This is a genomic window from Archangium sp. (genome assembly GCF_036277355.1).
Lineage (GTDB): Bacteria > Myxococcota > Myxococcia > Myxococcales > Myxococcaceae > Archangium.
The window spans coordinates 1-26,307 of the sequence record NZ_DASUNC010000011.1; the positions used below are offsets into that span (position 1 = coordinate 1).

Below are 26,307 nucleotides of genomic sequence, written 5' to 3' on the forward strand. Positions count from 1 at the left end.
CGGGGCAACGGCCCTGGTGCTCAAGCTCAACGCCGGGCAGGACGCGGCGGCTCTGAAGGACCTGCGGGTGAGCCTCATCTCCTCGTCGGCCTCACCTGGATACATCGCCATGCAAGTGGAGCAGACCGCGTGGTCCAGGGCCCCCGACAGACAGTCCGTGGAGTCGCTGGTGTTCACCTTCGAAGGTGTGCGCGAGGCGGTGCGGCGCATGGCCCGCGCCGTCCCCGAGGACTATGACTCTCGCCCCCAGTCGCGCCTGCGGTTGGGCGTAGCGAGCGCCGCCGTGGTGTGCGCCCTGCTGCTGGCGCTGGTGTGTCTGGTCCCCGAGTCCCGACCTCCGAGCGACCCGGCGCCATCGACGAGCGCTCCGCCTGCACCCATGAGCTACGAGGAGCCCATGGCATCAGATGCGACCGTGGATGTCACGGTTCTTCTCGATGCGCCTGCCGTATTGGTTCAGACTGTTAGCTTGAGCCCCTCCGCCATCACCTATCCGATCCCCAAGAAGCCCTTCCGCAATCAGGCCAAGGTCCCCTGCCTGCCCAGGAAAGGCGAAGTGGAGATCAACGGCGGATGCTGGATCGAGTTGGCGAAACGCCCCCCCTGCTTCGAGGACCAGGCCGAGCACCAAGGCAAGTGCTACATGCCCGTCGCCGAGCGACCAAAGCCCGAGCCGAGTGCCATCCAACCGTGACATCAGGCTTCCCGCGTCGCATGAGCGCGGGGCTAACACGAACCGAGGGAGAGCCACACAGACGGGATAAGCCCGGCCTACTTCGGCGGCATGACGTCGGACACGTAGAGGTACGTCGGGCTCGGGTTGTTGCGACGCTCGACTCGGAACACGTCGGTGGCGAGTCTCCGGGCCTGTTCAGCCGTGGCCAGACCAAAGTCGAAGGTGCGTCGTGGATTGGAAACGAGGAACCCGACCCCCTCATCTAGCCTGATTCGCGCCTCTTGCCCATCCGCCCACCGAAGAAGCAGCGTGCGCGCGTGCGCGACCCCCTCCCTCGTGTCCACTTGCAATTGGAACGACCAGCCCTTGAGCAAGGCAGAAAGCACGGCATCACGCTCCGCCGTGCGCATCCAGTCGTGCTCCACCTGGCGTCCCGGCCTCAGGTTGGAAGACTCCTCGAGACGCGTGGTGCGCAAGAGCACCTGCGTGTTGGAAGTGATGACACCGGGCCGTTCAGCCAGGGCTTGCACCAGTTCCCGCACCAAGCGAACCGTGAGTGGGGAGCGGACGTACCGGTCTGTGTAGGAGACCTCCACGAGGGGCACCTTCTGCTCCAGGCGCGCCTTCAGGGTAGGCGCCTTCCGGCAGACCAAGTCCCAGAGACGCCGGCCGGCGGTGTGTATGGGGCCGTCCAACTCCCCACGGATGGGCAGTTCGTGCAGGCCTCCAGGCATGGCGGGGCGAAGACGTGCCTCGGAAACAATTGTCCCCTGAAGGCTGGGAAGCGACGCCTCCTCCGCAATGTGCACGCAGTGCTCGCCTCCCCCCCCCGTGCCCCAGCGCTCTCCGGGGGCCTGGGCACCACCCGAGGTCCATGCCCAGCGCCAGTGGCGTTTGTCTCCGCCCACCTCTGCGGCCAGCGCCAGCCCGTTCACGGAGGGCAATTGCTTCATGGTGCGAACCTCCACCCTCGCCACGGAAGCCAATCCCGCAAGAGGGCTGAGCACTGACTCACCCAATTGGGACAAGTGGGCCTCCGGCAGGAGGAGACGGATGACCCGCCCTGCCCCCGCCCACTGCAGGAGCCGCGACCGCAGAGGCCACATCACCACATCCCAATCCGCGGGAGTCCCCCCCAGGTAGAGCCGTAGTTCGGTCGCTTCCGCACGCTGCATTTCTCGCGCGAGGGCGTCCTCCAGCAGTTCGTACTCGAGCTGCGTCTTCGCACCAAACACATTCCAGGCGGATGGCAGCTCGAGTCCCTGGAGAAATGTCGGGTCGAGCAGGGACAGGGCCTTGTGCCGATCCAACCGCTCCACATCCCGCTGCGTGTCGTAGCTCAGCAAGCAGGCATGGCACGCGGCATCGCATTGACGAGGGCACTGCAGGATCTTCCGCGCCGCATTCAGAAGCGCCGGCAGGTGGACGCCAGCGTTCGTCGCGTACCCCGCTCCTCCCGAAGCAGTGTCGTACAGGATGATGGAGCGGGTGGGCTCCCCTCCGGCGGCGAGCGCGGGAACAGCAGCCCACCCGAGCTCGCGCTCATTGATGCCCAGCTTCTTCGCCAGGGCCTCGCGCAGGGCAACGGCCACGGACGCGGCCGTGATGTCGTCGATGAGCGGGAGAGCAGTCTGGGTGTCCGCGAGTTGCAACTCGAACACGTCGGTGCGCACGGTGGCACCCAGCCACTGGTGGCGCTTGACGCCGAATTCCCGGAGGTTGCCCTGGCACTGACCATCCTCCAACCGGGCCTTCCCGCCACGCAGCGGCGCGTGACCGCGAATCCCTGGAGGCAACTCCTCCCCATCGCTCTCCTCGGACTCGGTCCGGCCGCAGACCAGGCAGATAGCGAAGCCTTCCGCATGCGTACCACCGTTGCGGAAGAAGAGCTCTCCATCGTGTGCGGAGCGGAAGCGGCCCGCCTCGCTCCGGGGCAGGGCGAGCCAGGCCCCACCGCCGGTGGAAATCCAGGGGGGCCGGGGCGGCACGTATGTCTGGGCCGACAGGTCCGTATGCGTCTTGTAGGCCAGGGGGACGGCGAACCCCGCGGGCTCCAGGTAGGGAATGCGGCGCAGCAACTTCGCGTCAGCGCCGCACGCAGGACATGCCTCGACCTGGGCACTGCTGGAACCGGTGGCCCCACAATGACACCGCCAGGCCGTCCGGAAGGACTGCAGTTCGTTGAACTGCTGGTCCGAGGCCGGGATGTGCCAGTTCAGCGTCACGCCCCCTGAACGGTAGACAAGGCCGTCCACCACCACGTCCGTCCCCGGCGCGTACTCACGCAGCGCCATGGGCAGGTCTCGGGAGGGATATCCGCGACGACGTGTAAGCGGCTGGGCATTTTCCACGCCCGCCCCGTCCGCCTTCTTCTGCTTCCGGGCCTTCTCCTCGCGCTCGAGTTGCTCGCGCGTGGTGTTGACGAACGAAACCACCCCGGTGGGAAATCCGTAACCGGGCAGGAAGCCGAGCGAGGACAGCTCCCCCAACAGGTACTCCCCCTCGACACGGCCCAATTGTCGGGTGAGGGCGAGTTGGGGCGCCGATGCGGCCTGGCCGTCCTCCTTCACCGGACCGCCTGCAAGTTGGAGCTGCTCGGTGAGCGCTTCCCATTCGGAGCGCCAGCGATTGCGCGCGCGCTCCATCTGGTCCGCAGTGCCCGCGAGCAACCGCGGCTCGGGAATGCCTTCCAGGAAGGAGCCAGTGACGACACTTCGGATGCCACTGGTCAGCCACGGATCCGCCAGGGCGCCATCGTTCTGGCGCAGCCAAGCCTCGAAGTGCTCGGCGGGGCTGGAGCCCCCTGGCACCGGGCGGAAGAAGGTTCCCGCCCGAAGCGCCAGGCCGTTGGCCCCCTGGAGCGCAATGAAGCGAGTGAGCGCGAGCGCGTTGATGTGCCGCTGGACGATGGGCTCGCTCTGCAGCGAGACGCGGGGGACGAAGATGGGCGTGACGAAGGGCCACATCGGGTTGCGGAAGACTGCCTCACCGTGTGGGACGGCCTTGCACAGGGTGAGCGTCACGGCTGCGGTTTCCTTGCGCCGGCCCGCGCGGCCCGCGCGCTGCAGGAAGTTGGCGGGCCCGGGGGGAGCGTTGTTCATGGCCACCGCGGACAGGCCGCCGATATCCACCCCCATCTCCATGGTGGTGGAGCAACTCAGGACGTTGATGTCCCCCTGCTTGAAGCGGTCCTCCAGCTCGCGCAACCGCTTACCGCTCTGCTGAGCAGAGTGCTCCGCCGTCTCGAAGTACTCCGCCGAGGCCGCCAACCGGTCGCTGAACTCCGTCCACACGCCCCGCGCTCGAAGCGCCCGGACGCGCTCGTCCCCCTCCAGCCACGCCCGGCGCTCATGCATGGGGATGACCCGATCCGCCGCATCCCTCCCGTTGGGATAAGCGAGCTGCGGCATGAGGATGCGCTCGCACTTCATCTCCTCGGAACGCAACTCTGGAGTGAGGTAGGGCGTGAGGCCATAGAAGGCGGTGTCCAGCACCCGCCGGGTCACCGGACACAGCCACGCCTCGTTCACCGTCGCCAGTTCGGCATGCCGGGCGAGGTTCATCTTGCGGCCGTCCGCGAACTGCTCCAGGAGACCCAGGCGCAGAAGCGTCTGCCAGGCCTCGAGCAACAACTCGTTGATGAAGGCGCGATCCTCATCGGAGTCACGACTCAAGCCGAGCGCATTGGCGAGCAGGAGCGGTAGGCGGGCCCGGGTGTTCTTGGACGCGAGCGGCCAGAGGAAGAAGCGCTCCATCACGGGAGGCCGGGTAGCGTTCGGCCCGAGGAGGAACTTGGGCTTGATGGCCACGCCCATCCAACGGAGGAACTCGTCATCGAGGGTCACCGCCGTCCGGCCGCGGACGATGAAGTCGATGGCCACCTTGAGGAAGTTACGCCACTCCTGGATGGGGAGACTGCGCGCGCGCCAAGCAGCGGGGGCATCACGCGCATCCAGCCGATCCACCGCCGGATAGCGGATGGCCACCAACCCGAGCGTCTCCAGCGAGCTCTGCCGCTTGGGGCGGCGGATGAGCTCGCGGAAGAGCGAGAACCGGGCGAAGTCCTTCGGCTGCATCTCCTCACCCGCGCGCCGCTGCCACGCCGCATACATCCAGTCCTTCACGGCCGTATCCTGGAGCAGCACCTGGACCGCCTCATCCCAGGAGAGCCGGCCCTCCGCAGGAGCGGACAAGCGGTCCAGCTCAAGCTTCTTCTGGTCCAGCATGCCCGCGATGATGGGGTTGGTCGCCGCCAGCGGCTCGAGCGTGGAGACTTCCTTGCGGAGCAGCTCCACGGACGGGCCAGAGCCGGACCGGGCAGCGGCGCGATCCGCTTGGAGCTTGTGGTAGAGCAGTGTCCGGATGCGATTGCGCTCCGCCTCCAACTGCGTTCCGAGCGCAAACTGCGCGCTTCCCTGGCGGCTGTCCGTGAAGGTGATGAGGCGCCGCCCCTCGAAGGGATGCAGGCGCTTCGTGTCGTGGAATACGGGAACGTGTTCGAGCAGCGTCGGAATGGCCACCCCCAGGAAGAAGGGGCCGCCCGCTCGCAGCGCCCGGAAGAGCTGACCCGGTTCCTGCTCGCGCTCGAGACAACGGCCGCAACGCAAGGCGCCGTCAGGAAGCAGGTAGCGAACGACAGCACCCGCAGACGGATCCACCAATGCGCCCGTTGCTGGCTCCAGGTGGCCGGTCCTCAGCTCGCACAGCTCCGCGCGCCCGTAACGGCCGAGGAGCCGGAGGCCGACCGTCGATGCCGCAGACGGGCCCTCCTCCTCGTCGTCATTCTCGAGTTCGCTCTCCACGCTCTCGTCCAGGGCGGCGTCCTCCTGCGACAGCTCGTGCTGGATGAAACGCCGCTGGACATCCTCCCGAGAGCCTACCTCGCGCGCCAGGAGGTACTCCGCGCCACAACCGCCGCAGAGCACCATCTGGAAGACCTTCGCCCCGCACTCACAGTGCTCCCGGCGCTCGAAGTAGATGCGGCCAAATGGCCAGTCCGGGCTGGTAAGCGGACCCTCCCGCTTCGAGCAATCCGACCGGAAGCACGCCCACACCCCACGCTGGGTGCGGTGGAAGAAGTGTGCGCGCAGCGGAAGAAAGGGATTGTCCTCCAGCACCGCCGAGCGCGCCACGTCCAACAGGCGCAACGTCTCCTGCCTGTCCGTCTCGGTCACGTGCTCGACGGGCCGGCCACGCAGCTCAGCAGCCAACTCGGAGAGAGGACGAGCCTGCCCCTTGGCGAGCAGTGCGCGGATGCCGCGAGCCCTCGGAGAGCGGACCAGGGTGCGGAAGCGCTCCGCGGGCTCCTGCGCTCGGAGCGACTCCAGAGCCGGAAGTTCCTCCGACCGCGCGGCATCCGCTTCGGGCAGCGGAGGAACGAAGCGTTTGCCCTCCACGACGTGGACCAACTCCTCGCGAGTGCCCGCAATATCCGCGAGGAAGCGGCGAAGATCCCGGCGCGCGGTATCGCCGTCCGTCCCGCTCAGCGTCGCCGAGGTGGCCACGAAGCGCACGTCCCGAGGCCGGACGCCGAACGCATGCAGGACACGCCGCAAGAGCAGCGCGACCTCCGCAGCCTGCGAACCAATGTAAGTGTGGGCCTCGTCCAGCACCACCCAACGCAGCATCCCCTGGGACTGCTCGAGGATCGGCTGGTCCTCGTGCCGCACCAGCATGTACTCCAGCATGGTGGCATTGGTGACCAGGAGTGGCGGAGGTTCCTTGCGCAAGACGCGGCGACTCAGCACCTCCTCGGGCTTTGATTGCTCGAGCAGGGATTGGGCGTCGTTCGGAGTCTCGCCGTTGTAGAGACAGAAGCGCACCTTGCCCTTGAGTGGCCGCGTCCACCCGGACAGGCGCTCGCGCTGGCTGTTGATGAGCGCGTTGAGCGGGTAAAGGAAGAGAGCGCGCACTCCGGTGAGGCGTCCAGCGGTGCGCGCCTCTCTCAGCAACGAGCTCAGGATGGGAACCAGGAAGCATTCCGTCTTTCCAGAGCCCGTTCCACTCGACACCACGGCGGACTGGACCTGCTCCGCCAGGAGGATCCGCCAAGCCTCCTCCTGGTGCGAGAACGGGTGGCGGTCGCGAGGGAAGCAGACGTCCGGGTTCTCCGCCTCGGCCATGGCCTCCACCAGGGAGGGAGCCAGCAGACTGCCAGAGAGCGTCTGCATGACATGCGGGGAGGTGCGCCACCCGAAGGTAGCCTCCAGCACCGGCTCGGACAGGAAGCCGCCAGCCGTCCCGACCGGGACGTCCAACCGGCGGAAGAGCTCCCGCCGCAGTGGGTCCGAAATGGGCCCCAGCTTGCTGACCACCGCGCGCGCAGCACGGTGCCCGAGTTCCTCCGCCAGCGTGGTGAACAGTTGCGTACCGAGGACCTCGCTCATCACTTCTCCTCGTTGAGGCAGATGGAAGCCACGTAACCGAAAGCGAAAGAGAACCAGCTGGGGTGCAGCTCGCGCAGGGTGCGCAGGGCGAACTGCGTCTCTGCGGGTAGCCTCTGGTCGTAGACCACTGACAGCGCTGCGAGCACGGGGGCATTCAGTAGGGGAAGGGACTCGGCAATGCCCTGCAATGGAGCAAAGATGTACCGCTGCGCGCTAGCGGAGAAACGTCGCAAAGGCGCCTCGAAGGACGATCCGTAGTTCGACACGGACGGCCAGGGGACGTCCGCGTGCACGCGGCGCAGTTGCCGCAACTCATCATCGAGCGCCAACCGGAGGGGCTCGGCCACCGCAGGTGCCGGACCAGGACGCTTCCGCACCAAGGACGGGTCGCGGCCAACAATCCGGCGGCCCTCCCGCGCGGGAGGCATCAACTGCTTCCCCACCCACTGGAGGACCGCCTCCAGCCCGGCGAAGCGGCTCTGTGCCCCCCTGCATACGTCCTCATACCGCTCGCGGAGCATCAGTTCGAGGCTGGCGCGGAGTTCCGGGGTGAAGGCCGACGCCGAACCGAGCCAAGCCCTCGCCGCTTCCAGCCACGCCCGCGCGGGGACGAGCGGCCATTGAAAGGGAAGCTCCTCGAGCCCCACCCAGACGCGGCCGCGGTCCGGCTCCGAAAGGTGGAACAGGGCGAGCGTGGCTGTCCGAGGATGGTCTACCAGTTGCCGGACGGCGTCGAACGTCTCGGGGGGCAGTTGCCCCACACTGCGCAGATACGTGAGGAGCGTAGGCCAGTCGGGATGGTTCGCGTCGCCGCCAAGCGCCTCAAGGGCGGCGTCCAGTTCCGTCTTGCGCCGCTGGGGATGGGAGACACAAACCGCGCGCTGGAGGGGACCGAGTACGGGCGCCCCGCTCTCCTCCCCTCCGGAACGAACGCTCCAGAGCAGTGGGCGTGCGCGGTACCACCCCCCTTCCCGGCCCGTGACAAGCCAGGGGCCTGGAGCCAGGTCCGCGGGCACGCGCCACGTTCGGGGGCCCACTCGCTCCAGCGCGCGCTCAGGTGCCGCGGGATGGATGAGCGGACGGAACTCCACCGAGAGTGCCTCCGGCGCGGCCGCCCCCGCCAAGTCGTCATCCGCCAGCCGCACCACGGACGCCTCCCGGTCCGGAGTCAGCCGCAGGTCATAGCGGCCCACGCGGAGCACCGCGGGGCGCATATCGCTCGCCCCACGGACCCGGAGCCGCAGCTCGTAGAACGCGTCCAGGCCACCGAAGCTCGCGAGCCTCTTCGCCAGCGCGGACTCGAGTTCCCCGAGGTTCAGCTCGAGGGTTCCCGGGGAGATGCTGCGGAGGGGCACCTTGAGGCGAAAGAACGGATCCAGGTGATGGGCCGTCCCGCCTGGAGCCGCATCCAACTCTGCCGAGGCCTGGAGTTGTGAGGTCCTGACCAGCGCACGAACGCGCCCAAGCCGCTCCAGCGGCACGAGGGTCCCATCCTGGAGGGGGCGCGCCGAGGTGTCGGTGAAGCCAACCAACTGCCGTGGAAAAGGCACTTGAAGCGAGCAGGACTGCCCTCCGGGCCAACTCACATCGAGCAGCACATGGTCCGGTGCTTCGCCGTCGCAGCGAAGCAGGACCTCGCTCCCCGTCCCGAGTGTCTGGACGTCCGCGTGAACATGAGGGACGGGTGGCACCTTCACGGCGGCCATTCCGAGCCCACCGATGCGGAGGCGACCCTGACGGGCCCCCTCGGGATGCGATTGCAGCGAGGCCCCGGAAGGCAGGACGAGCGCCCGGGTCTGGAAACGCAGTGCTCCCCCGGAGACATAGCGAAGATGCACGTCGCCCAAACAGGCTCCGTCTACACGCTGCCACGTCTTCGTTCTCGCCGAGCGGTACTCAAGCTCTCCCTTGTCGCGGCGCTGCTCGACTCCCGTGGAGAAGCTCACCCGGAGAGCGGGGACGCCGAGGAACCCGTCCACTCCCGGGAGCAACTCCACAGGCTCCGTCTCCAGGCGGCAGTGCTGCGCCTCGTCCGTGGCGGCGCCTGTGCTCACCTGGCAGGTGCCGACATCCGCGAGCACCACCTCCACGCCTCCATGCACCCGGAAGACCTCACGCTCCAGCACGAGCGGACCGAGGCGCTCCCAATGAGCCCCAGGCCCCCGCATCGTCAGGATTGCGCCCTTGGGAACAGCGACCAGGAGTTCGGGGACACGAAACCGCCCGGAGCCCGTACCCGCCAGACGCCAGGACCCCTCTGCTCTGGCCTGAAGGTCAGGGACGAAGAGCCAGGGCAGCTCGCCGAGCTCCTCGCCCCGAGGCAGGACGTGCCGTCCCAGTTCCTGACCCGAGGACCACGCGGACAACAAAACCGGCCCGATCCACGTATCCCCCGACAGTTGCACGGAAGTGCCGTGGGACGTCTCCACCAGGTACTCGACATCCGAGAGCTGGGTCAACATGGCTAGCGGCAGCCTCGTGCCGTCGCGTGCGAGGGCGATGAGCTGCAGGCGTGCGGGAAGCTCCGCCTGCTTGAGGATATGGGCGAGCCCGGAGAGAGAGAGCCGGCGCGGCAGGGAGACGGCCCGTTCGAGGACGTAGCCCTGCTGCCACGGAAGCAGCCGTGTGGTGACCTTCAGCTCACCCTGACCGGCAACGGGCTCGTGGGCAGCCTGGATCAGACCGCGCAGCAGCATCTCCGCGGTCTTGTGATGCAGATCCAGGGGCAAACGCTCCCTCCAGTCCGGCACTCGAGCGTCAAGGGCTTGGTAGGGGTCCTCCTCGCCCCGGACCTGTCGCTGGAGAAGCACCACCCCGGCGGCAAGCTCGGCGCTGAGCGTGAGCACCGTGTCGTTCTGGAGGGACGTGGGCAGGACATGGCGGGAGCGCTGTGCCAACTCCAGCGCGGGCAGGTTCGGCTCGGGGAAATCTCGCACCTCCTGGATGAGACGAAGAAGGAAGCGCCCCACATGAGTGTCCGGCCGTTCCACGAGCCGGAGCGGCATGCCGCCCTCGAGCGCGAGTGACAGGAGGTACTCCTGACGTCCGCCGCGCTCACGGACGCGCCGATTCCAGAAGCGGAGCCCCCGTTCGGTCAGCTGGGCAAGCTGGGCGTGAGGCACCTCCCCCCCCACTCCCATGGCATCAAGGAGTCCCCTCCAGGTCCAACCCCCTTCGCGGTAGTCACGGCGCCACCACTCCGCGGCACAAAGGCAGAACAGGGCCGCTGTCGCACTGTCCGCGGCGCCATCCAGCCGTCCCCGAAGCCGTTCGCGCAGCAATTGCCGGAGTGCCTCAAACTCGGAGTTCTCGCAGCGATAGCGGAAGAGCAGCCGGCCATCCGGCAACCGCTGTGAAGCCACCCGGCGCCGCTCCAGGAAAGACTTGAGCCAGACGTCGAGGGCAATGGACATGCTGCCTGCTCCGGGCAAGTGAGGACATTTCAGGCGATCATCGGAAAAGAACTCCGTCCGATGAGGGGGCGAGCCCACGAGCGACGCTACCTACGCACCCCGTAGCAGCTCGACTCATGTCACCCAATCTAACATCGGCGACGATCCGGGCCATACCACCCAGGGAGTACGCGGGAAGCGCCCACATCACGGATAGAACCGTGGTCACCCACGAAACAACCGGGGCCGCTGGGAGGAACGCGGCCCCGGTGGGGTACGGCAATGCTGACAGAACTGCCTAGAAGATCTCCTCGAGCCACTCGCGCATGCGGCCCTTGACCTTCTTGTAGACGTTCTCCTCGCGGATCCGGAACATCCGCCGGTCCAGGTGCTTCGCCCCGTACACCACCAGGCCCACGCCCGTCGCGTACATGGGGCTCTTCACCACGTCCACCAGTCCGCCAATCCCGCGCGGCATGCCCCGGCGCACCGGCAGGCCAATCACTTCCTCGGCCAGCTCCGGCATCCCCGCCAGCAGCGTCGAGCCACCCGTGATCACCACGCCCGACGCCAACAGGTCCTCATAACCGCACTTCTGGATCTCCCGGTGCACCAACTGGAAGATCTCCTCCACCCGCGGCTCCAGAATCTCACACAGGATCTGCCGCCCCAGCACCCGCGGCTGCCGGCCGCCCACGCTCGGCACCTCGATGGTCTCGTCCTTGTTCACCATCGACGCCAGCGCGCACCCGAACTTCTGCTTGATCCGCTCGGCCTCGTGCGCCGGGGTGCGCAGGCCAATCGCGATATCGCTCGTCAGGTTGTTGCCGCCCAGCGCGATCACCGCCGTGTGCACGATCGACCCGCCCGAGAAGATGGCGATGTCCGTCGTCCCCCCGCCGATGTCCACCAGGCACACGCCCAGCTCCTTCTCGTCCTCGCCCAGCACCGCCTCGGCCGACGCCAGGGGCTGCAGCACGATGTCCGCCACGTTCAGGCCCGTGCGGTTCGCGCACTTCACGATGTTCTGCGCGCTCGACACCGCTCCCGTGACGATGTGCACCTTCGCCTCCAGGCGCACGCCCGCCATGCCCAGCGGCTCCTTGATGCCGCCCTGGTCATCGATGATGAACTCCTGCGGCAGGACGTGGATGACCTCCCGGTCCAGCGGAATCGCCACCGCCTTCGCGGCGTCGATGACGCGGGCAATGTCCGGCTCGCGGACCTCCTTGTCCTTCACCGCCACAATCCCCTGCGAGTTGAAGCCCTTGATGTGGCCACCGGCGATGCCGGTGTACACGTGGGAGATCTCCGCCCCGGCCATCAGCTCGGCCTCCTCCACCGCGCGGCGGATGGAGGACACGGTCGCCTCGATGTTGACCACCACGCCCTTGCGGAGGCCCTTCGACGGGTGCGTGCCGATGCCGATGATGTCGATCCCGTTGTCGGTCAGCTCGCCGACGATGGCGCAGATCTTCGTCGTGCCGATGTCGAGGCCGACGATGATCTCCCCGGACTTCTGCTTCGCCATGACAACCCTCCCAGGCCCCCCACTCTCGTGAAAGGGGCTCGTTCCCTACTGCGAGGCCCCGCTCCTCTCGGACGCGGGGCTCGAAAGCTTCACCGCCACCCAGCCGGGCCGCGCCCGGTTCTCCAGGTGGATGATCTCCGCGGACAGGCCGCGGGCACGCAGCTCCTCGCGCACGCGCGAGAGCCTCTGAAGTTTGGCGTCCGTGTCCCCCTCCCCCAACCGCGCCTCCGTCCCGTCCGCCAGCACCAGCACCAGCCCCTCCGCCCCCACCCGCACCTCGCTCAGCCGCTCGCGCTTGACGGGCTCGGTGGCCGCGTAGGCCCTCGCCACCTCCAGCGCCTGGCGGAAGCGCTCGCGCGTCTTCCCCTCGTCCGCCAGGTACCCCTCCCGGTCCATGCCGGAGATGAGCGGCAGATCCAGCTTGTCGCCGGGCTGCAGCCGCTTGAAGGGCTCGCCGTCCTCGTCCACCAGGTACAGGTCCCCCAGCACCGCCAGCGCGGCCGGCACGTGCTCGGACACCTCCACGGACACGCTCGAGGGGAAGTGGCGCCGCACCTCCACCGTCCGCACCCAGGGGTGGGCGGCCATGGTGCGCTCCAGCATCTCCACGTCCAGCGCCCACAGGTTCTGCCCCACCGTCAGCCCGGACAGCTTGAGCAGCTCGCCCGGCGCGGCCCGCTCCAGCCCGCTGAAGATGGTCTCCTTCAAGAGGAACGTGGGCGAGGTGAGCGCCCAGCGGCGCAGCTCGATGCCGCCCCACACCAAGGCGCATGTCAGACCGGTCAGTAGAATCGCCTTGAGCACGCCGGGTCCGTGCGAGCGCACGGCTCCCTTCACCGCCTCCTTCGTCTGGGCGGCATCCTGGCGACGACGATTCTTGGACTTACCGAAAGCCATGGTGTGCGTCGGCGCATGCTGCGCCGGGTTGGATCTCCACGCCAGTTTTTCGCTACAGCCACGTCGCTGTAGCGCCCGGGAGCCCTGAAGGGGCCCCGTACGTCCACTTCCACTCTGGGGAGGGGGGCCCTCTCAGGCCTTGAGGCAAGCGCCTTGCAGGAGGCGCTCGCACAGGCCCGGGAAGTCGATGCCCCGGCCCGCGGCGATCTTCGGCAGCAGGCTGGACTCGGTCATTCCGGGCAGCGTGTTGATCTCCAGCAGGAAGACCTCACCGGACGGCGTCAGGATGACGTCCGAGCGGGAGCCTCCACTGCACTCGAGCGCGCGATGGGCGGCAAGGCAGACCTGGTTCACGCGCTCATACTGATCCGGCGGGAGGGGGGCGGGGAAGAGGTACTGTGTCGTTCCGCCGGACTGGTACTTGGCCTGGTAGTCGTAGAACTCCCGGGCGGCCACCACCTCGATGACGCCGAGGGCCTCGTTGTCCAGGACGCCGCCCTGCACCTCGCGGCCCTTGATGTACTGCTCCACGAGGATGGAGCCGGCCAGCTTGGAGGCGTCCTCGACGGCGGCGAGGTACTCGTCACGGCTCTTGCAGATGTGGACGCCCACGCTGCTGCCCTCGCGGGAGGGCTTGACGACGACGGGGAGGCCGAAGGGGAGCGAGTCCACGGCGGCGCGGGCCTCGTCGCCGGAGCGGAAGGCGCGGTACGGGGGGGTGGGGATGCCGTGGGCGATGAAGACCTGCTTGGCGAAGACCTTGTCCATGCCCAGGGACGAGGCCATGACGCCGCTGCCCGTGTAGGGGATGAACATGCACTCGAGCAGGCCCTGGACGCAGCCGTCCTCGCCGTAGCGGCCGTGGAGGGCGATGAAGGCGACCTCGACCTTCTCGGCGGCGAGGCGCGCGGGCAGGTCCTTGCCCACGTCGATCTCCACCACGTCGTAGCCCAGGCCGCGCAGGGCCTTGGAGACGGCGGCGCCGGTGCGCAGGGACACCTCGCGCTCGGAGGAGAGGCCCCCGAACAACACACCCACCCGCTTCCGCTTCAGCTCGTCCTTGGAGAAGCCGCTCATGGCTGGAAGACCCCTACACGCTTGACTTCGGGTTGGAGCTCGACACCCCGCTCCTCGCGCACGCGAGTCTGCATCAGGGTGAGGAGCGAGAGCACGTCGTGGGCGGTGGCCCCGCCCAGGTTGACGATCCAGTTGGCGTGCAGGGTGGACACCTGCGCGCGGCCGATGATGTGGCCCTTGAGGTTCACCGACTCGATGAGGCGCCCGGCGAAGTCGCCCGGCGGATTGGCGAAGACGCTGCCGAAGTTGGGCTGGCTCAGCGGCTGGCTCCGCTTGCGGTAGGCGAGGTCCTCGTCCATGGCCTTCTTGGAGGCCTCGAGGTCGCCTTTCGGGAGCAGGAAGCGGATGCGCGTCACCACGCCGCCCCTGGGCAGCTCCGTGTGGCGGTAGCCGTGGGGAATCTGGGACTTGGGAATCCACCCCACCCCGTCCGCGGTGGCGACCTCCACCGCCTCCACCACGCGGTAGCACTCGCCATTCTTGGTGCCCGCGTTCATGGTGACGGCGCCGCCCAGGGTGCCGGGGATGCCCGCGAGGAACTCCGCCCCCACCAGGCCGTTGGCCCGCATCTGGTTGCAGAGCCGGACGATGGCCGCGCCCGCGCCGAGGGTGAGTCTCCCCTCCTCCGCGCCCACGTCGGCCAGCTCGGGGAACAGATCGCCCGGGAGCTTCACGGTGACGCCGGGGATGCCGCCATCGCCCACGAGGGTGTTGGCACCGCCGCCGAGCACGGTGAGGGGCACGCCCTCCTCGCGCAGGAAGCGCAGCAGGGCCACCAGGGCGTCCGGAGAGCGCGGGCGGACGAGCGCCTCGGCCGGGCCGCCCACGCGCACGCTGGTGAGGGGCGCGAGCGGCGCACCCGCCGTCACGTCAACGCCGGACAGGCGCCCCAGCCGCTCGGGCAAGGACGATGAGGAGAATCCCGCCGCCATGCCCTAGTCGCCCTTCGCCGTGCCGTGTTGCTTGAGGAGCTCGACGAGCTCGGGGCCCACCTGGGTGATGTCGCCCGCGCCCAGGGTGAGGACGATGTCGCCCTCGCGCAGCCGGGGCAGCAGCGTCTTGGCCAGGTCGGTGCGCTTCTCCACGAAGGTGACGTCGCGGTGGCCGTGGGCGCGGACGGCGTCGGCCAGGGCGTCGCCGGTGGCGCCGGGGATGCGATCCTCGCCCGCGGCGTAGACGCTGGTGACGAAGACGACGTCCGCGTCGTTGAAGGAGGTGGCGAACTCGTTCAGCAAGTCATGCGTGCGCGTGTAGCGGTGGGGCTGGAAGGCCACCACGGTGCGCCGGCCGAAGGCGCGCCGGGCGCCCGCGAGCGTGGCCTGCACCTCGGTGGGGTGGTGCCCGTAGTCGTCCACCACGGTGACGCCGGCCACCTCGCCGCGCACGGTGAAGCGCCGCTGCACGCCGCCGAACTCGGACAGGGCGCTGCGCACCACGTCCAGGGGAATGTCCATCTCCTCGGCCACGGCGATGACGGCCAGGGCGTTGAGGGCGTTGTGCGCGCCCACCATGCGCACGCGGAACTCACCGAGCGGCTCGTCGCGCCGGAAGGCCTCGAAGCGGGTGGTGAAGCCCTCCAGCCGGATGCCCTCCAGCCGGTAGTCCGCCATGTGCGAGCTGCCGTAGGTGACGAAGCGCTTCTCCAGGCGCGGCAGCAGGGACTGGACGTTGGGGTTGTCCAGGCACAGCACGTTGAGGCCGTAGAAGGGCACGCGGTTGCAGAAGGCCGTGAAGGCGTCCTTCAGCTTGTCCAGCGTGCCGTAGTGGTCCATGTGCTCCGGGTCGATGTTGGTGACCACGGTGATGGACGGGTGCAGGTGCAGGAAGCTGCCGTCGCTCTCGTCGGCCTCCACCACCATCAGCTCGCTCTGGCCCAGGCGGGCGTTGGAGTCGAGCACGTTCACCTTGCCGCCCACCACGGCCGTGGGATCCAGGCCCGCGGCGGACAGGACGGTGGCGACCATGGAGGTGGTTGTGGTTTTGCCATGGCTGCCGGCGACGGCGACGGCGTACTTGAGCCGCATCAGCTCGGCGAGCATCTCCGCGCGGGGGATGACGGGAATCTTCCGCTGGCGCGCGGTGACGACCTCGGGGTTGTCCTTGCGCACCGCCGAGGAGATGACGACGACGTCCGCGTGGACGAGGTTCTCCGCGCGGTGGCCCTCGAAGATGGTGGCGCCCATGCCCTGCAGGCGGCGGGTGATGTCACTGGCCTTGAGGTCCGAGCCGGACACCTTGTAGCCCTGGTTGAGCAGCACCTCGGCGATGCCGCTCATGCCGATGCCGCCGATGCCCACGAAGTGCACGTACGCGGCGTGGCGCGTCTTGAAGAGGCTCGCGGGCCTGGCGGGGCGGGTGTTCGTCACGGATGTCATCTCCTCAGACCTGCTTCTCGTTGCCGCCCGGCTGCGTCTCGCCACCGCCGGGAGGCTTCTCGCCGCCGTTGGACTTCTTGGGCTTCTTCGGGTTGGGGTCCTCGCCGCGGGCCTCGGCCCGGCCGTAGGGCCCATACGTCTTCACCATCAGGTCCACGAGCACGTCCGCCAGCTCCTTGGCGGCCTCGGGGCGCCCCAGCAGGCCCGCCTTCTTCTCCATCTGGCGGCGCGCCTCGGGGTTGTCCTTGAGGCGGCGGATCTCCGTGGCCAGCTGCTGCCCGGTCAGCTCCGACTCGCGGAACATGAGGGCCGCGCCCGCCTTCACCAGCGCATGGGCATTCACCTCCTGGTGATTGTCCGTGGCGAAGGGGAACGGGATGAGGATGCTGGCCTTCTTGGCCACCGTCAGCTCGGACAGCGTGGTGGCGCCCGCCCGGCAGACGACGAGCTCCGCCTTGGCGTAGGCGCTGGACATGTCCTCGATGTACTCCACCACCTGGGCCTGGCCGTCGAAGCCCTTGTCCGCGTAGCCCTTGCGCACCGTCTCCAGGTCGTTCTTGCCCGTCTGGTGGATGATGTGGAGCTGGTCCTTGATGTCCTGGAGGTGGTCCAGCGCGTCGATCATCCGCTGGTTGATGCCGCGGGCGCCGAGGCTGCCGCCGAAGACGAGCAGGGCGAACTTCTCGTGCGCCACGCGCGAGCGCAGGAAGTTCTCCATCAGCTTGCGGCGGATGGGGTTGCCCACGAGCTGCACCTTGCGCGAGGGGAAGAAGCGGGCGGCGTCCTCGAAGGCGGTGAAGACGACGCGCACGAACTTCCCGAGCACCTTGTTGGTGAGCCCCGGCAGGGCGTTCTGCTCCTGCACGGCGGTGGGGATGCCCATCAGCGCCGCGGCGAGCACCACCGGGCCGCTGGCGTAGCCGCCCACGCCCACCACCACGTCCGGCTTCTGGCGCTGGAGGATGCGGATGGACTCGATGAAGGCCATGGGCAGCGCGAGCAGGCCCTTGATGAGGCCCACCAGGCCCTTGCCCTTGAGGCCCTGCGCCCGGATGGTCTCCAGCGGGTAGCCCTCACGGGGAACCACGCGGGCCTCGAGGCCCCGCTCGGTGCCCACGAAGACCACCTTGTTGGCGTGATGGCGCGTGACCACCTCTTCGGCCAGGGCAATGCCCGGGTAGAGATGACCGCCCGTACCGCCTCCCGCGATGAGCACCTTCACGCCGCCACCTCCCTCATGTCACCGCCGGAGCGCAGGGTCCGGTTGCCAGCACCTTCCGCGCTGGCACTGAGCGAGAGCAATACACCGGCCGCCCCCATGAGCACCACCAGCGAGGTGCCTCCGTAGGACACGAAGGGAAGCGTCAGTCCTTTAGTGGGCAACAGCCCCATGGCCACGCACATATTGACCGTGGCCTGGAAGGCGATGATGGAGGTGAGGCCCAGGCCCAGGTACGTGCCGAACGCCTCCGGCGCCGCGAGGCTCGCGCGGATGCCGCGCCAGATGACGATGCCGTAGAGCGACACCAGCAGCACCACTCCGACGAGCCCCAGCTCCTCGCCGATGATGGCGAAGATGAAGTCCGTATGGGCCTCGGGGAGGAAGAAGAGCTTCTGCCGGCCATCTCCCAGCCCCAGGCCGGTGAGGCCGCCCGAGCCGATGGACATGAGGGACTCGGCCACCTGGTAGCCGATGTCGTGGCGGTGGGCCCAGGGGTCCAGGAAGGCCAACACGCGCTTCATGCGGTAGGGGCTGGTGGCCACGGCCGCGTACGCCAGGGGCAGCGCCAGCAGCACCGAGCCCACCAGGTAGCTCAGCTTCGTGCCCGCGGCGAACAGGAGCGCGAAGAGCAGGAACACCAGGAGCACCGAGCTGCCGAAGTCCGGTTGCAACATGCACAGGCCCACCAGCAGGCCGCACAGCATCAGGTGCGGGAGGAAGCCCACGGAGAAGCTCGCCACCTTCTCGCGCTTCTTGGCCAGCGAGTAGGAGAGGTAGACGACCCAGGCGAACTTGGCCACCTCGGCGGGCTGCAGGCCGAAGCCCGGGAAGCGGATCCACCGCCGCGCGCCGCCCGCCGTGGTGCCGACGCCCGGGATGAGCACCAGCACCAACAGCACCAGCGTCACCAGCAGCAGCGGGTACGCGAGCCGCGCCAGCCGGCGCCAGCCCAGCTTCATCCCCACCGCCATCGCCACCACGCCCATGCCGGCCGCCATCAGCTGCCGGTTGAGGAAGTAGAGGCTGTCACCCAGCTTGTCCTGGGCCATGACGGCGCTCGCCGAGTACACCATCACCAGGCCGAGCGAGACGAGCGACAACACGGCGCACAGGAGCAGCGGGTCGAACCGCACCGGGGCGGAGGACGGAGCGGCGATGGCCTTCATGGGCTCAGAGCTCCCTCACGAGGCGTTTGAACGTGTCGCCCCGGTGCTCGAAGTTCTGGAATTGATCGTAGGAAGCGCATGCGGGCGACAAAAGTACAGTGTCGCCGGATCCTGCCAGGGCCTTGGCCCGCCGTACAGCTTCCGCGAGCGTTTCGCAGGCGTATACGGGACAGCTGCCCTCGTACGCCTGGGCGATCGTCCCGGCGTCCTGGCCGATGGTGAGCACGCCCTTCACCTTGCCGCGGCCCTCGTCGACCATGGGCTGGTAGGGAGCGCCCTTGCCCTTGCCACCGGCGATGAGGAGCACGTCCTTCTGGAAGGCGCGCAGGGCCACCAGCACCGAGTCCACGTTGGTGGCCTTGGAGTCGTTCACCCACTCCACGCCATCCAGCACGCGCACGCTCTCCAACCGGTGGGGGAGGCCCGGGTAGCTGTCCAGTCCGGCCTGCACCGCCTCGTGCGCCACGCCGGCCAACCGCGCCAGCAGCGCCGCCGCCATGGCGTTCTGCGCGTTGTGGGCCCCGCGCAGCGCGCGGTTGGTGAGGGAGAAGGACTCGCCCTTGTCCCCTGCCCCCTCGAAACGGAAGCCGCCGGGCTGCACCACCGCCATGCCCGCGAGCTTCGGCGCCGCGGCCACCGGACGCCCGGTGAGGCTGAAGCCGTAGACGGGCACCTTCGCCGCCTCGGCCAGCCGCAGCACGTGCGCGTCGTCCGCGTTCACCACGACGAAGTCACCCTGCGCCTGGTTGCGGAAGATGCGGGCCTTGGCCTCGCCGTAGGCCTCGTGGCTCGCGTACCGGTCGATGTGGTCCGGCGTGAGGTTGAGGAGGGTGGAGCCCCGGGGCCGCAGGGTGTCGATGCCCTCGAGCTGGAAGCTGGAGAGCTCCACCACCAGCGCGTCCCAGTCACCGGGGGACAGGGCCGCCTCGGCCAGCGGGCGCCCGAGGTTGCCACCCACGAAGGTGCGCCGGCCGCTGCGCGAGAAGAGCTCCCCGGTGAGCGCCGTGGTGGTGCTCTTCCCGTTGGTGCCGGTGATGCCGATGAGCGGCAGGTTCGAGAGGTAGCGCCAGGCCAGCTCCACCTCGCCCCAGACGGGCACGCCCGCGGCGCGAGCCTTCTGGATGTCCGGCAGCGCCAGCGGCACGCCCGGGCTCACCACCACGAGCTGCTGCGACTCCAGCAGCCCCGGCGGCGTGGGGCCGGTGACGAGCGTCACACCCTGCGCCTTCAGCTCGCGCGCCGTGTCGCCCAGGGCCTCCTCGGTGCGAGCGTCCAGCGCCGTCACCCGCGCGCCCTTCGCCTGCAGCAGGCGGATGGCGGCCAGCCCGCTCTTGGCGAGCCCATACACCACTACCTTCCGGTCCTTCAGGTCGGGCGTCATGCGCGCCACCCCTCCACACTGCCTACCGAAGCTTGAGCGACAGAATCGCCACGCCTCCACAGAGGATGGCGACGATCCAGAAGCGGACGATGATCTTCGGCTCGGCCATGCCCTTCAGCTCGAAGTGATGGTGCACGGGCGCCATCTTGAAGACACGTTTGCCGGTGAGCTTGAAGGACGTCACCTGGATCATCACGCTGAGGATCTCCGCGAAGAAGACCCCGTGGATGATGGCGGACACCACCTCGTTCTTGGACAGCACCGCCAGCCCGCCCAGGGCACCGCCCAGCGCGAGCGAGCCGATGTCCCCCATGAAGACGGAGGCCGGGTAGGCGTTGAACCAGAGGAACGAGATGCCGGCACCCACGATGCTGGCGCAGAAGACGGCCAGCTCCGCGCCGCCGGGCACCTCGGGGACGCCGAGGTAGCGCCACAGGGGCACACCCACCAGCCGCGTCACGCCGTTCACCGTCTCCACGTCGGCGATGCGCGTCAACGAGCCCGCCACGTAGCAGAGGATGGCGAAGGTGGAGGCCGCGATGATGGTGGGCATGATGGCCAGGCCGTCCAGACCGTCCGTCAGGTTGACGGCGTTGGAGGTGCCCACCACGACGATCCACGCGAAGAAGACGTAGAACCAGCCGAAGTCCGGGTTGAACCAGCGCGTGGGCACGAAGGGCAGCGTGAGCTTCGTGTCGATGAGCAGCCTGGGCCCGGTGAAGGCGCCATCCGGCCCCGTCCACGCGCACATGATCCCGAAGACGGCCACCAGGTAGAAGACCGTCTGGAGGACGATCTTGTACCGGCCGGCGAGCCCCTTGGAGTTGCGCTTGGACAGCTTGAGCCAGTCGTCCAGGAAGCCGATGAAGCCGTAGCCCATCGTGAGCACCAGCGCCGCCCACACCGCGCGGCTCTTCAGGTCCGCGAACATGAAGGTGCCGAACGCGATGCACATGAGGATGAGCGCGCCACCCATGGTGGGCGTGCCCTTCTTCTTCTGGTGCGTGTCCGGGGTGTCCTCGCGCACGTTGCTCTGCCCGTGCTGCTTGAGGCGAAGCCGGGCGATGAGCCGCGGGCCCACGAACATGCCCAGCAGCAGCGAGGCCACCGCCGCCGCGACGATGCGGAAGGTGGGGTAGCGCAGGAAGTTGAGCAGCCGCGCGCCTTCCGTGCCCTGAATCCACTCGTAGATGAGGAGCAGCACCTAGTGGCTACCTCCAGGCGCGGCGGCACCCGTGAGGCCCGCCACGACCCGCTCGAGCCGCATGCCACGGCTCGCCTTGACCAGCACCACGTCGCCCGCCTTCAACCGCGGCTGCAGCCAGGCCAGCAGCGGCTCCACCTCGGTGAAGTGCGCCGCCTTGTCACCCAGCCCCGCCGCCTCGTAACCCTTGCGCGAGCGCGGCCCGAAGAAGGCCACCAGCTCCGCCTTGCCCGCCGCCAGCGTGCCCAGCGCCGTGTGCTCCTCCAGCTCGCCGGGCCCCAGCTCCAACATGTCCCCGAGCACCGCCACCTTCCGGCCACCGGGCTGCACCAGCGAGCGCAGCGTATCCAGCGCCGCCGCCATGGAGGCCGGGTTGGCGTTGTAGCAGTCGTCCACCACGGTGATGCCGTGCAGGCCGTCCACCACGTTGAGCCGGCGCGCATACGGCCTCGCCGCCTCCAGGCCCTTCACGCACTCCTCGGGGGAGTACCCGAGCGCCACCGCCAGCGCGAAGGCCCCCGTGGCGTTGAGGGCGTTGTGCTCGCCGATGAAGGACAGCTTCACCGGCCAGTCCTTCCCCTGGTAGTGCACCGTGACGGCCAGACCCTCGCGGCCTCGCGGCGTGACGCCCGCCAGCCGCACGTCCGCGTGGGCGGCCCGGCCGAAGGTGAGCTTCTTCGCCCGGCTGCGCGCCGCCTGCGGCGGAATCAGCGGGTCATCCACGTTCACCACGGCCACGGCCTCGGGCGGGAGCTCGCGGAACATCTCGCCCTCCGCCTCGGCCACGCCCTCGATGCTGCCCAGTCCCTCCAGGTGCTCGGGCTGGATGATGGTGATGACGGCCGCGTCCGGCTTCGACACGCGGGTGAGCCGCTCCATCTCCCCGGGACGGTTCATCCCCATCTCCACCACGGCCGCCACGTGCGAGGGCTCCAGGCGGAACAGCGTCAGGGGCACCCCCACCTCGTTGTTGAGGTTGCCCTCCGTCTTCAGCGCGGGACCCCGGACGGCCAGGATGGCGCCCACCATCTCCTTGGTGGTCGTCTTCCCGTTGGAGCCACCCACCGCGCCCACCGGAATCCGGAAGCGCTCGCGGTGCGCGCGCCCCAGCCCTCCGAGCGCCGCCAGGGTGTCCTCCACCTCATAGAGAGCCAGGCCCTCCGGGAGTGGGGGAAGCGCCCTGCCCTTCTTCACCACGGCGCCGGCCGCCCCACCCCTGACGGCCTGCGCGAGGAAGTCGTGTGCATCGAAGCGCTCGCCCTGCAGCGCCACGAAGAGGCACCCGGGCACCAGGGCCCGCGTATCGGTGCAGACGGCCGGGAACTCCGCCGCGGGCGTACCGCCGCGACGGGTGGCCCCGGTCGCCTGCACCACCTGCTCGTCCGAGAATCGTACGGGCATAGAGAGGGTCCGCGCTCTCCGTCAGGTGCGGATGGCGAGCGCCCGGGCCGCCACTTCGCGGTCATCGAAGGCGCGCTTCTCGGTACCGATGATCTGGTACGTCTCGTGGCCCTTGCCGGCGATGAGGACCACGTCGTCCTCCTTCGCCAGGGAGATGGCCGTCTCGATGGCGGCCTTGCGGTCCGCGTCCACGAGGTACCCCTTCTCCCCGCTCTTCGCCTTGCCCGCGGAGATGCGGCGCATGCCGCTCTTCTCCAGGCCCGGCGTCACCTGCGAGATGATGTCCTCGGGATTCTCGGTGCGCGGGTTGTCGCTCGTCACGACAGCCAGGTCCGCGGCCTCGGCGGCCGCCGTGCCCATGAGCGGACGCTTGCCCTGGTCCCGGTCCCCACCGCAGCCGAACACCACGATGACGCGGCCCTTGGCCATGGCCCGCGCCGCCTCGAGCGCGCGCTTGAGCGCGTCATCCGTGTGCGCGTAGTCCACCAGCACCGCCGGAGCCTGCGCGGGGCCGTGGTTCTCCACCCGCTCCATGCGGCCGGGCACGCCACCCATGCGCTCGATGCCCAGCTGCACGTCCTTGCGCCGCGCGAAGCCCGCGCCCAGCGCGAGGCCCGCCGCCGCGAGGATGTTCTCCAGGTTGTGCGGCCCCAGCAGCCGGCTCTTCACCGGGATGTCACCGGCCGGCGTCTTCAGCACGCCCTTGATGCCCTGCAGGCTGAAGGACGCGTCCGTGGCGGAGATCTCCCCGTTGCCCAGGCGGCTGAACTTCCACGCCATGCGCTTCTGGCCGCGCAGCTCGTTGTAGATGCGGGTGCCGTAGGTGTCGTCGCCGTTGACCACCGCCACGCCCGTCTGGGACAGGTTCTCCACGAAGAGCTTCCGCTTGGCCTGGAAGTACTCCTCGATGTCCTTGTGGTAGTCGAGATGGTCGCGCGTCAGGTTGGTGAAGGCGGCGGCCTTGAAGGTGATGCCGTGCACGCGCTCCTGCAGCAGCGCATGGCTGGACACCTCCATCACCACCGTCTCGATGCCCGCGTCCACCATCTCCTTGAGGATGCGGTGCAACTCCAGCGGGTCCGGCGTGGTGTGGGCCGTGGGGTGGAACTGGCCCCCCACCTTGTAACCCAGCGTGCCGATGACCCCCGTCGAGGAGTAGGCCGCGGTGGCCATGGCCTCGAGCAGATAGGTGGTGGTCGTCTTCCCGTTGGTACCCGTGACCCCCAGCATGGTGAGCTTGTCGGCGGGCCGGCCATGGTAATTGGCCGCGATGAGTGCCAGCGCCTTGCGGGCGTTGGACACCTTGAAGAAGGGCACCTGCGAGGACAGGGACTTCTCCGACACCACCGCCACGGCCCCGCGGGACACGGCCTCACCCACGAACTGGGCGCCGTCCTCCTTCGTACCCGGCACGGCGACGAACAAGTCGCCCGGCTTCACCTTGCGAGAGTCCTGCGACACCCCCGTCACATCGGCCGGGGTCCGGCCGCCCGAGGTCTGCTCGGCACCACACCCTGCAAGGACATCCGTCAGCTTCATCGTTTCCCCTTCACATGCAGCCGCAGCGAGGCTGAGCTGTCCCGCGGCCTCATTGCCGCGCCGCCAGCTCCAGCGTCACTCGCGCACCCTTCTCCACCAGCGCACCGGCGGCGGGACTCTGCGAAACAACGCGTCCACTACCTAACAATCGAGGCTCCAGGGCCGAGGAGAGCAGCTTCGTCACCGCCTCGCGCCCCGCCTGACCAACGACATCCGGAACGCGGACGGAGCCAGGCTCCACGTTCTCGGTGACAGCCTCCGACACCACGGGCCGGGCCGTCTCCGCGCTCGCGGGAGGGGGCTGGGCGGCCGCCACCGGCATGGCGGTGGGCGGCAGCGGCACCTCTCGAGAGGGAGGGACGGCCAGGTGGGCCATGGCGGCGGTAGCGATTTCCTTGAAAGCGGGGGCGGCCACGCTTCCCCCGTACACGTCCGTCTTGGGCTCGTCCACAATCACGAGAATGACGGCGCGAGGATTCTCGGCCGGTACCACGCCCACGAAGGAGGCGAGCCGCTTGTCGGAATACCCCCGGGCCACCGGATCCGCCTTCTGGGCGGTGCCCGTCTTGCCAGCCACCCGGTAATCCTCCATGGCGGCCTTGGGAGCGGTCCCCTCCTTGGTCACCACGCTCTCGAGCATGGAGACGACCTTCTTCGCCGTCGCCGCGGAGACGGCCTGGCGCACCTCGGTGGGCCGGTTCTCCAGCAGCACCACCCCGTCCGGGTCTACTACCTTGGAGACGAGGTAGGGGCGCATCAGCACGCCATTGTTGGCCAGCGCGCCCCAGGCGGCGGCCATCTGCACGGCGGTGGCGCTCATGCCCTGCCCGAAGGACTGTGTGGCCAGCGACACTTCCGCCTTGGGGAACGGGATGGAGCCCCGTCCCTCTCCGGGCAGCGCCAGCCCGGTGCGCTCGCCGAAGCCGAAGTCCCGGTAGGCCTTCACCATCCGCTCGCGGCCCAGCTGCTGGGCAATCTTGGAGGAGCAGATGTTGGAGGACTCGCGCAGCACCAGCTGCGGGGTGAGCCAGCCCAGCGGGTGGGTGTCGTGGATGGTGTGCCGGCCGATGGTCCACGCGCCGTTCTCGCAGAAGAACAGGTCGTCCTGCTTGATGACCTTTTCATCCAACGCGCTGGCCACGACGAAGGCCTTCATCGTCGAGCCGGGCTCGAAGACGTCGAGCGCGGCGCGGTTGCGCATGCTGGCACGCGCCTCCTTCTCGGGGGCGTTGGGATTGAAGCGCGGGTGGTTGGCGATGGCGAGGATCTCCCCCGTCTTCGGCTCCAACACGATGGCCATGCCGGCCACCGCCTTGGCGTCCTCCACCGCGCGGCTCAGGGCGCGCTCGGCGACGAACTGGAGGTGCCGGTCGATGGTGAGGGTGACGGAGGCGCCCTGGCGCTCGATGGTGTCCGGAGCGCCGGAGACGAGCAGCTTGCGGCCCTTCGCATCGCGGAAGCCGGACAGGCGCGAGTTCTGGCCGGACAGCTCGTCCTCGAAAGCCAGCTCCAGGCCCTCGAGGCCGTGGCCGTCCAGGCCCACCATGCCCACCACGTGCGCGCCCAGCTCCTTCTGCGGGTAGAAACGCTTGGGCTCCTTGGTGAAGCCGAAGCCGGGCAGCCCGAGGGCCTTCACCGCCTCCACCTCGCGGGGCGTCACCTGACGCTTCACCCAGGCGAAGCGCCTGGCGCGGGTGAGCCGGGCCTGCAGGTCCTCCACGTCCAGCTTCAGCACCTTGGCGAGCAAGCGCGAGGCCTGCTTCACATCGGGCAGCATGGAGGGGTCCACCCAGATGGAGTCCACCTCCACGCTCTGGGCGAACGGGGTGCCACGGCGGTCGAAGATGTCACCCCGGCGGGCGGGGATCTCTATCTGGCGGACGTACTGGTCCTGGGCGAGCCCGCGCAGCTTGTCGCGCTCGAACACCTGGAGTTGCACGGCGCGGCCGAAGGCGGCCATCAGCAGCAGGACGAAGAAGCAGGCCATCAGCTTCACGCGAAGCCGCAGCCACTTCTGGTTGGGCTCGGGCGCCCGCGCTGATTTGAAGTCCCTCACGGCC

The 26,307-nt window shown here is 68.8% G+C and carries 15 protein-coding genes; 1 reads left to right on the plus strand and 14 read right to left on the minus strand.

Annotated elements, in window-relative coordinates:
• A partial coding sequence (locus tag VFZ09_RS02160) for a hypothetical protein (protein ID WP_414640664.1) occupies positions 1-694 on the plus strand: 694 nt, incomplete at its 5' end.
• 77 nt (positions 695-771) lie between these two features.
• Here VFZ09_RS02160 and VFZ09_RS02165 read toward each other — a convergent pair.
• The 14 genes from VFZ09_RS02165 to VFZ09_RS02230 form a co-directional block, all read right to left on the minus strand.
• Complete coding sequence (locus tag VFZ09_RS02165) at positions 772-7,062, minus strand: DEAD/DEAH box helicase (RefSeq protein WP_329725765.1); 6,291 nt, start codon at positions 7,060-7,062, stop codon at positions 772-774.
• Positions 7,062-10,475: an STY4851/ECs_5259 family protein gene (locus VFZ09_RS02170; RefSeq protein WP_329725766.1), complete on the minus strand. Its 3,414-nt coding sequence runs from the start codon at positions 10,473-10,475 to the stop codon at positions 7,062-7,064. Before VFZ09_RS02170 ends, VFZ09_RS02165 begins: the two co-directional genes overlap by 1 nt.
• A gap of 277 nt (positions 10,476-10,752) precedes the next feature.
• On the minus strand, positions 10,753-11,985 hold the full coding sequence (ftsA, locus tag VFZ09_RS02175) for a cell division protein FtsA (protein WP_047859677.1): 1,233 nt from the start codon (positions 11,983-11,985) through the stop codon (positions 10,753-10,755).
• A gap of 45 nt (positions 11,986-12,030) precedes the next feature.
• Positions 12,031-12,882 (minus strand): cell division protein FtsQ/DivIB, encoded by an 852-nt coding sequence (locus tag VFZ09_RS02180; RefSeq protein ID WP_329725767.1) that lies wholly within the window; start codon positions 12,880-12,882, stop codon positions 12,031-12,033.
• A gap of 132 nt (positions 12,883-13,014) precedes the next feature.
• Entirely contained in the window at positions 13,015-13,959 is a 945-nt protein-coding gene (locus tag VFZ09_RS02185) for a D-alanine--D-alanine ligase (RefSeq protein WP_329725768.1), read from the minus strand.
• Positions 13,956-14,891 (minus strand): UDP-N-acetylmuramate dehydrogenase, encoded by a 936-nt coding sequence (gene murB / locus VFZ09_RS02190; RefSeq protein WP_329725769.1) that lies wholly within the window; start codon positions 14,889-14,891, stop codon positions 13,956-13,958. The genes VFZ09_RS02185 and murB overlap by 4 nt, the downstream gene beginning before the upstream one ends.
• Before the next feature lie 3 nt (positions 14,892-14,894).
• Positions 14,895-16,325, minus strand: coding sequence for a UDP-N-acetylmuramate--L-alanine ligase (gene murC, locus VFZ09_RS02195; RefSeq protein WP_414640665.1), 1,431 nt, complete (start codon positions 16,323-16,325; stop codon positions 14,895-14,897).
• 13 nt (positions 16,326-16,338) lie between these two features.
• A complete protein-coding gene (murG, locus tag VFZ09_RS02200) occupies positions 16,339-17,556 on the minus strand; it encodes an undecaprenyldiphospho-muramoylpentapeptide beta-N-acetylglucosaminyltransferase (RefSeq protein ID WP_329725771.1) in 1,218 nt (405 codons plus the stop codon).
• On the minus strand, positions 17,553-18,722 hold the full coding sequence (gene ftsW, locus VFZ09_RS02205; protein ID WP_329725772.1) for a putative lipid II flippase FtsW: 1,170 nt from the start codon (positions 18,720-18,722) through the stop codon (positions 17,553-17,555). The genes murG and ftsW overlap by 4 nt, the downstream gene beginning before the upstream one ends.
• Positions 18,723-18,726: 4 nt before the next feature.
• Positions 18,727-20,103, minus strand: coding sequence for a UDP-N-acetylmuramoyl-L-alanine--D-glutamate ligase (gene murD, locus VFZ09_RS02210; protein ID WP_329725773.1), 1,377 nt, complete (start codon positions 20,101-20,103; stop codon positions 18,727-18,729).
• Between the two features lie 22 nt (positions 20,104-20,125).
• On the minus strand, positions 20,126-21,307 hold the full coding sequence (mraY, locus tag VFZ09_RS02215) for a phospho-N-acetylmuramoyl-pentapeptide-transferase (protein WP_329725774.1): 1,182 nt from the start codon (positions 21,305-21,307) through the stop codon (positions 20,126-20,128).
• The gene (locus VFZ09_RS02220) at positions 21,308-22,708 is read right to left on the minus strand and encodes a UDP-N-acetylmuramoyl-tripeptide--D-alanyl-D-alanine ligase (RefSeq protein ID WP_329725775.1); all 1,401 of its coding nucleotides are present in this window, start codon (positions 22,706-22,708) and stop codon (positions 21,308-21,310) included.
• A gap of 21 nt (positions 22,709-22,729) precedes the next feature.
• Positions 22,730-24,247, minus strand: a complete 1,518-nt coding sequence (locus VFZ09_RS02225; RefSeq protein WP_329725776.1) for a UDP-N-acetylmuramoyl-L-alanyl-D-glutamate--2,6-diaminopimelate ligase — start codon at positions 24,245-24,247, stop codon at positions 22,730-22,732.
• Between the two features lie 49 nt (positions 24,248-24,296).
• Entirely contained in the window at positions 24,297-26,303 is a 2,007-nt protein-coding gene (locus VFZ09_RS02230; protein ID WP_329725777.1) for a penicillin-binding protein, read from the minus strand.
• Positions 26,304-26,307 lie beyond the last annotated feature (4 nt).

What these genes read in the sequence shown, in the direction of transcription:
- murD (WP_329725773.1), bottom strand. Translation starts at nt 20,103, where the DNA reads ATGACGCCCGACCTGAAGGACCGGAAGGTAGTGGTGTATGGGCTCGCC.
- VFZ09_RS02225 (WP_329725776.1), bottom strand. Translation starts at nt 24,247, where the DNA reads ATGAAGCTGACGGATGTCCTTGCAGGGTGTGGTGCCGAGCAGACCTCG.
- VFZ09_RS02185 (WP_329725768.1), bottom strand. Translation starts at nt 13,959, where the DNA reads ATGAGCGGCTTCTCCAAGGACGAGCTGAAGCGGAAGCGGGTGGGTGTG.
- murB (WP_329725769.1), bottom strand. Translation starts at nt 14,891, where the DNA reads ATGGCGGCGGGATTCTCCTCATCGTCCTTGCCCGAGCGGCTGGGGCGC.
- VFZ09_RS02170 (WP_329725766.1), bottom strand. Translation starts at nt 10,475, where the DNA reads ATGTCCATTGCCCTCGACGTCTGGCTCAAGTCTTTCCTGGAGCGGCGC.
- VFZ09_RS02180 (WP_329725767.1), bottom strand. Translation starts at nt 12,882, where the DNA reads ATGGCTTTCGGTAAGTCCAAGAATCGTCGTCGCCAGGATGCCGCCCAG.
- ftsW (WP_329725772.1), bottom strand. Translation starts at nt 18,722, where the DNA reads ATGAAGGCCATCGCCGCTCCGTCCTCCGCCCCGGTGCGGTTCGACCCG.
- VFZ09_RS02220 (WP_329725775.1), bottom strand. Translation starts at nt 22,708, where the DNA reads ATGCCCGTACGATTCTCGGACGAGCAGGTGGTGCAGGCGACCGGGGCC.
- VFZ09_RS02165 (WP_329725765.1), bottom strand. Translation starts at nt 7,062, where the DNA reads ATGAGCGAGGTCCTCGGTACGCAACTGTTCACCACGCTGGCGGAGGAA.
- ftsA (WP_047859677.1), bottom strand. Translation starts at nt 11,985, where the DNA reads ATGGCGAAGCAGAAGTCCGGGGAGATCATCGTCGGCCTCGACATCGGC.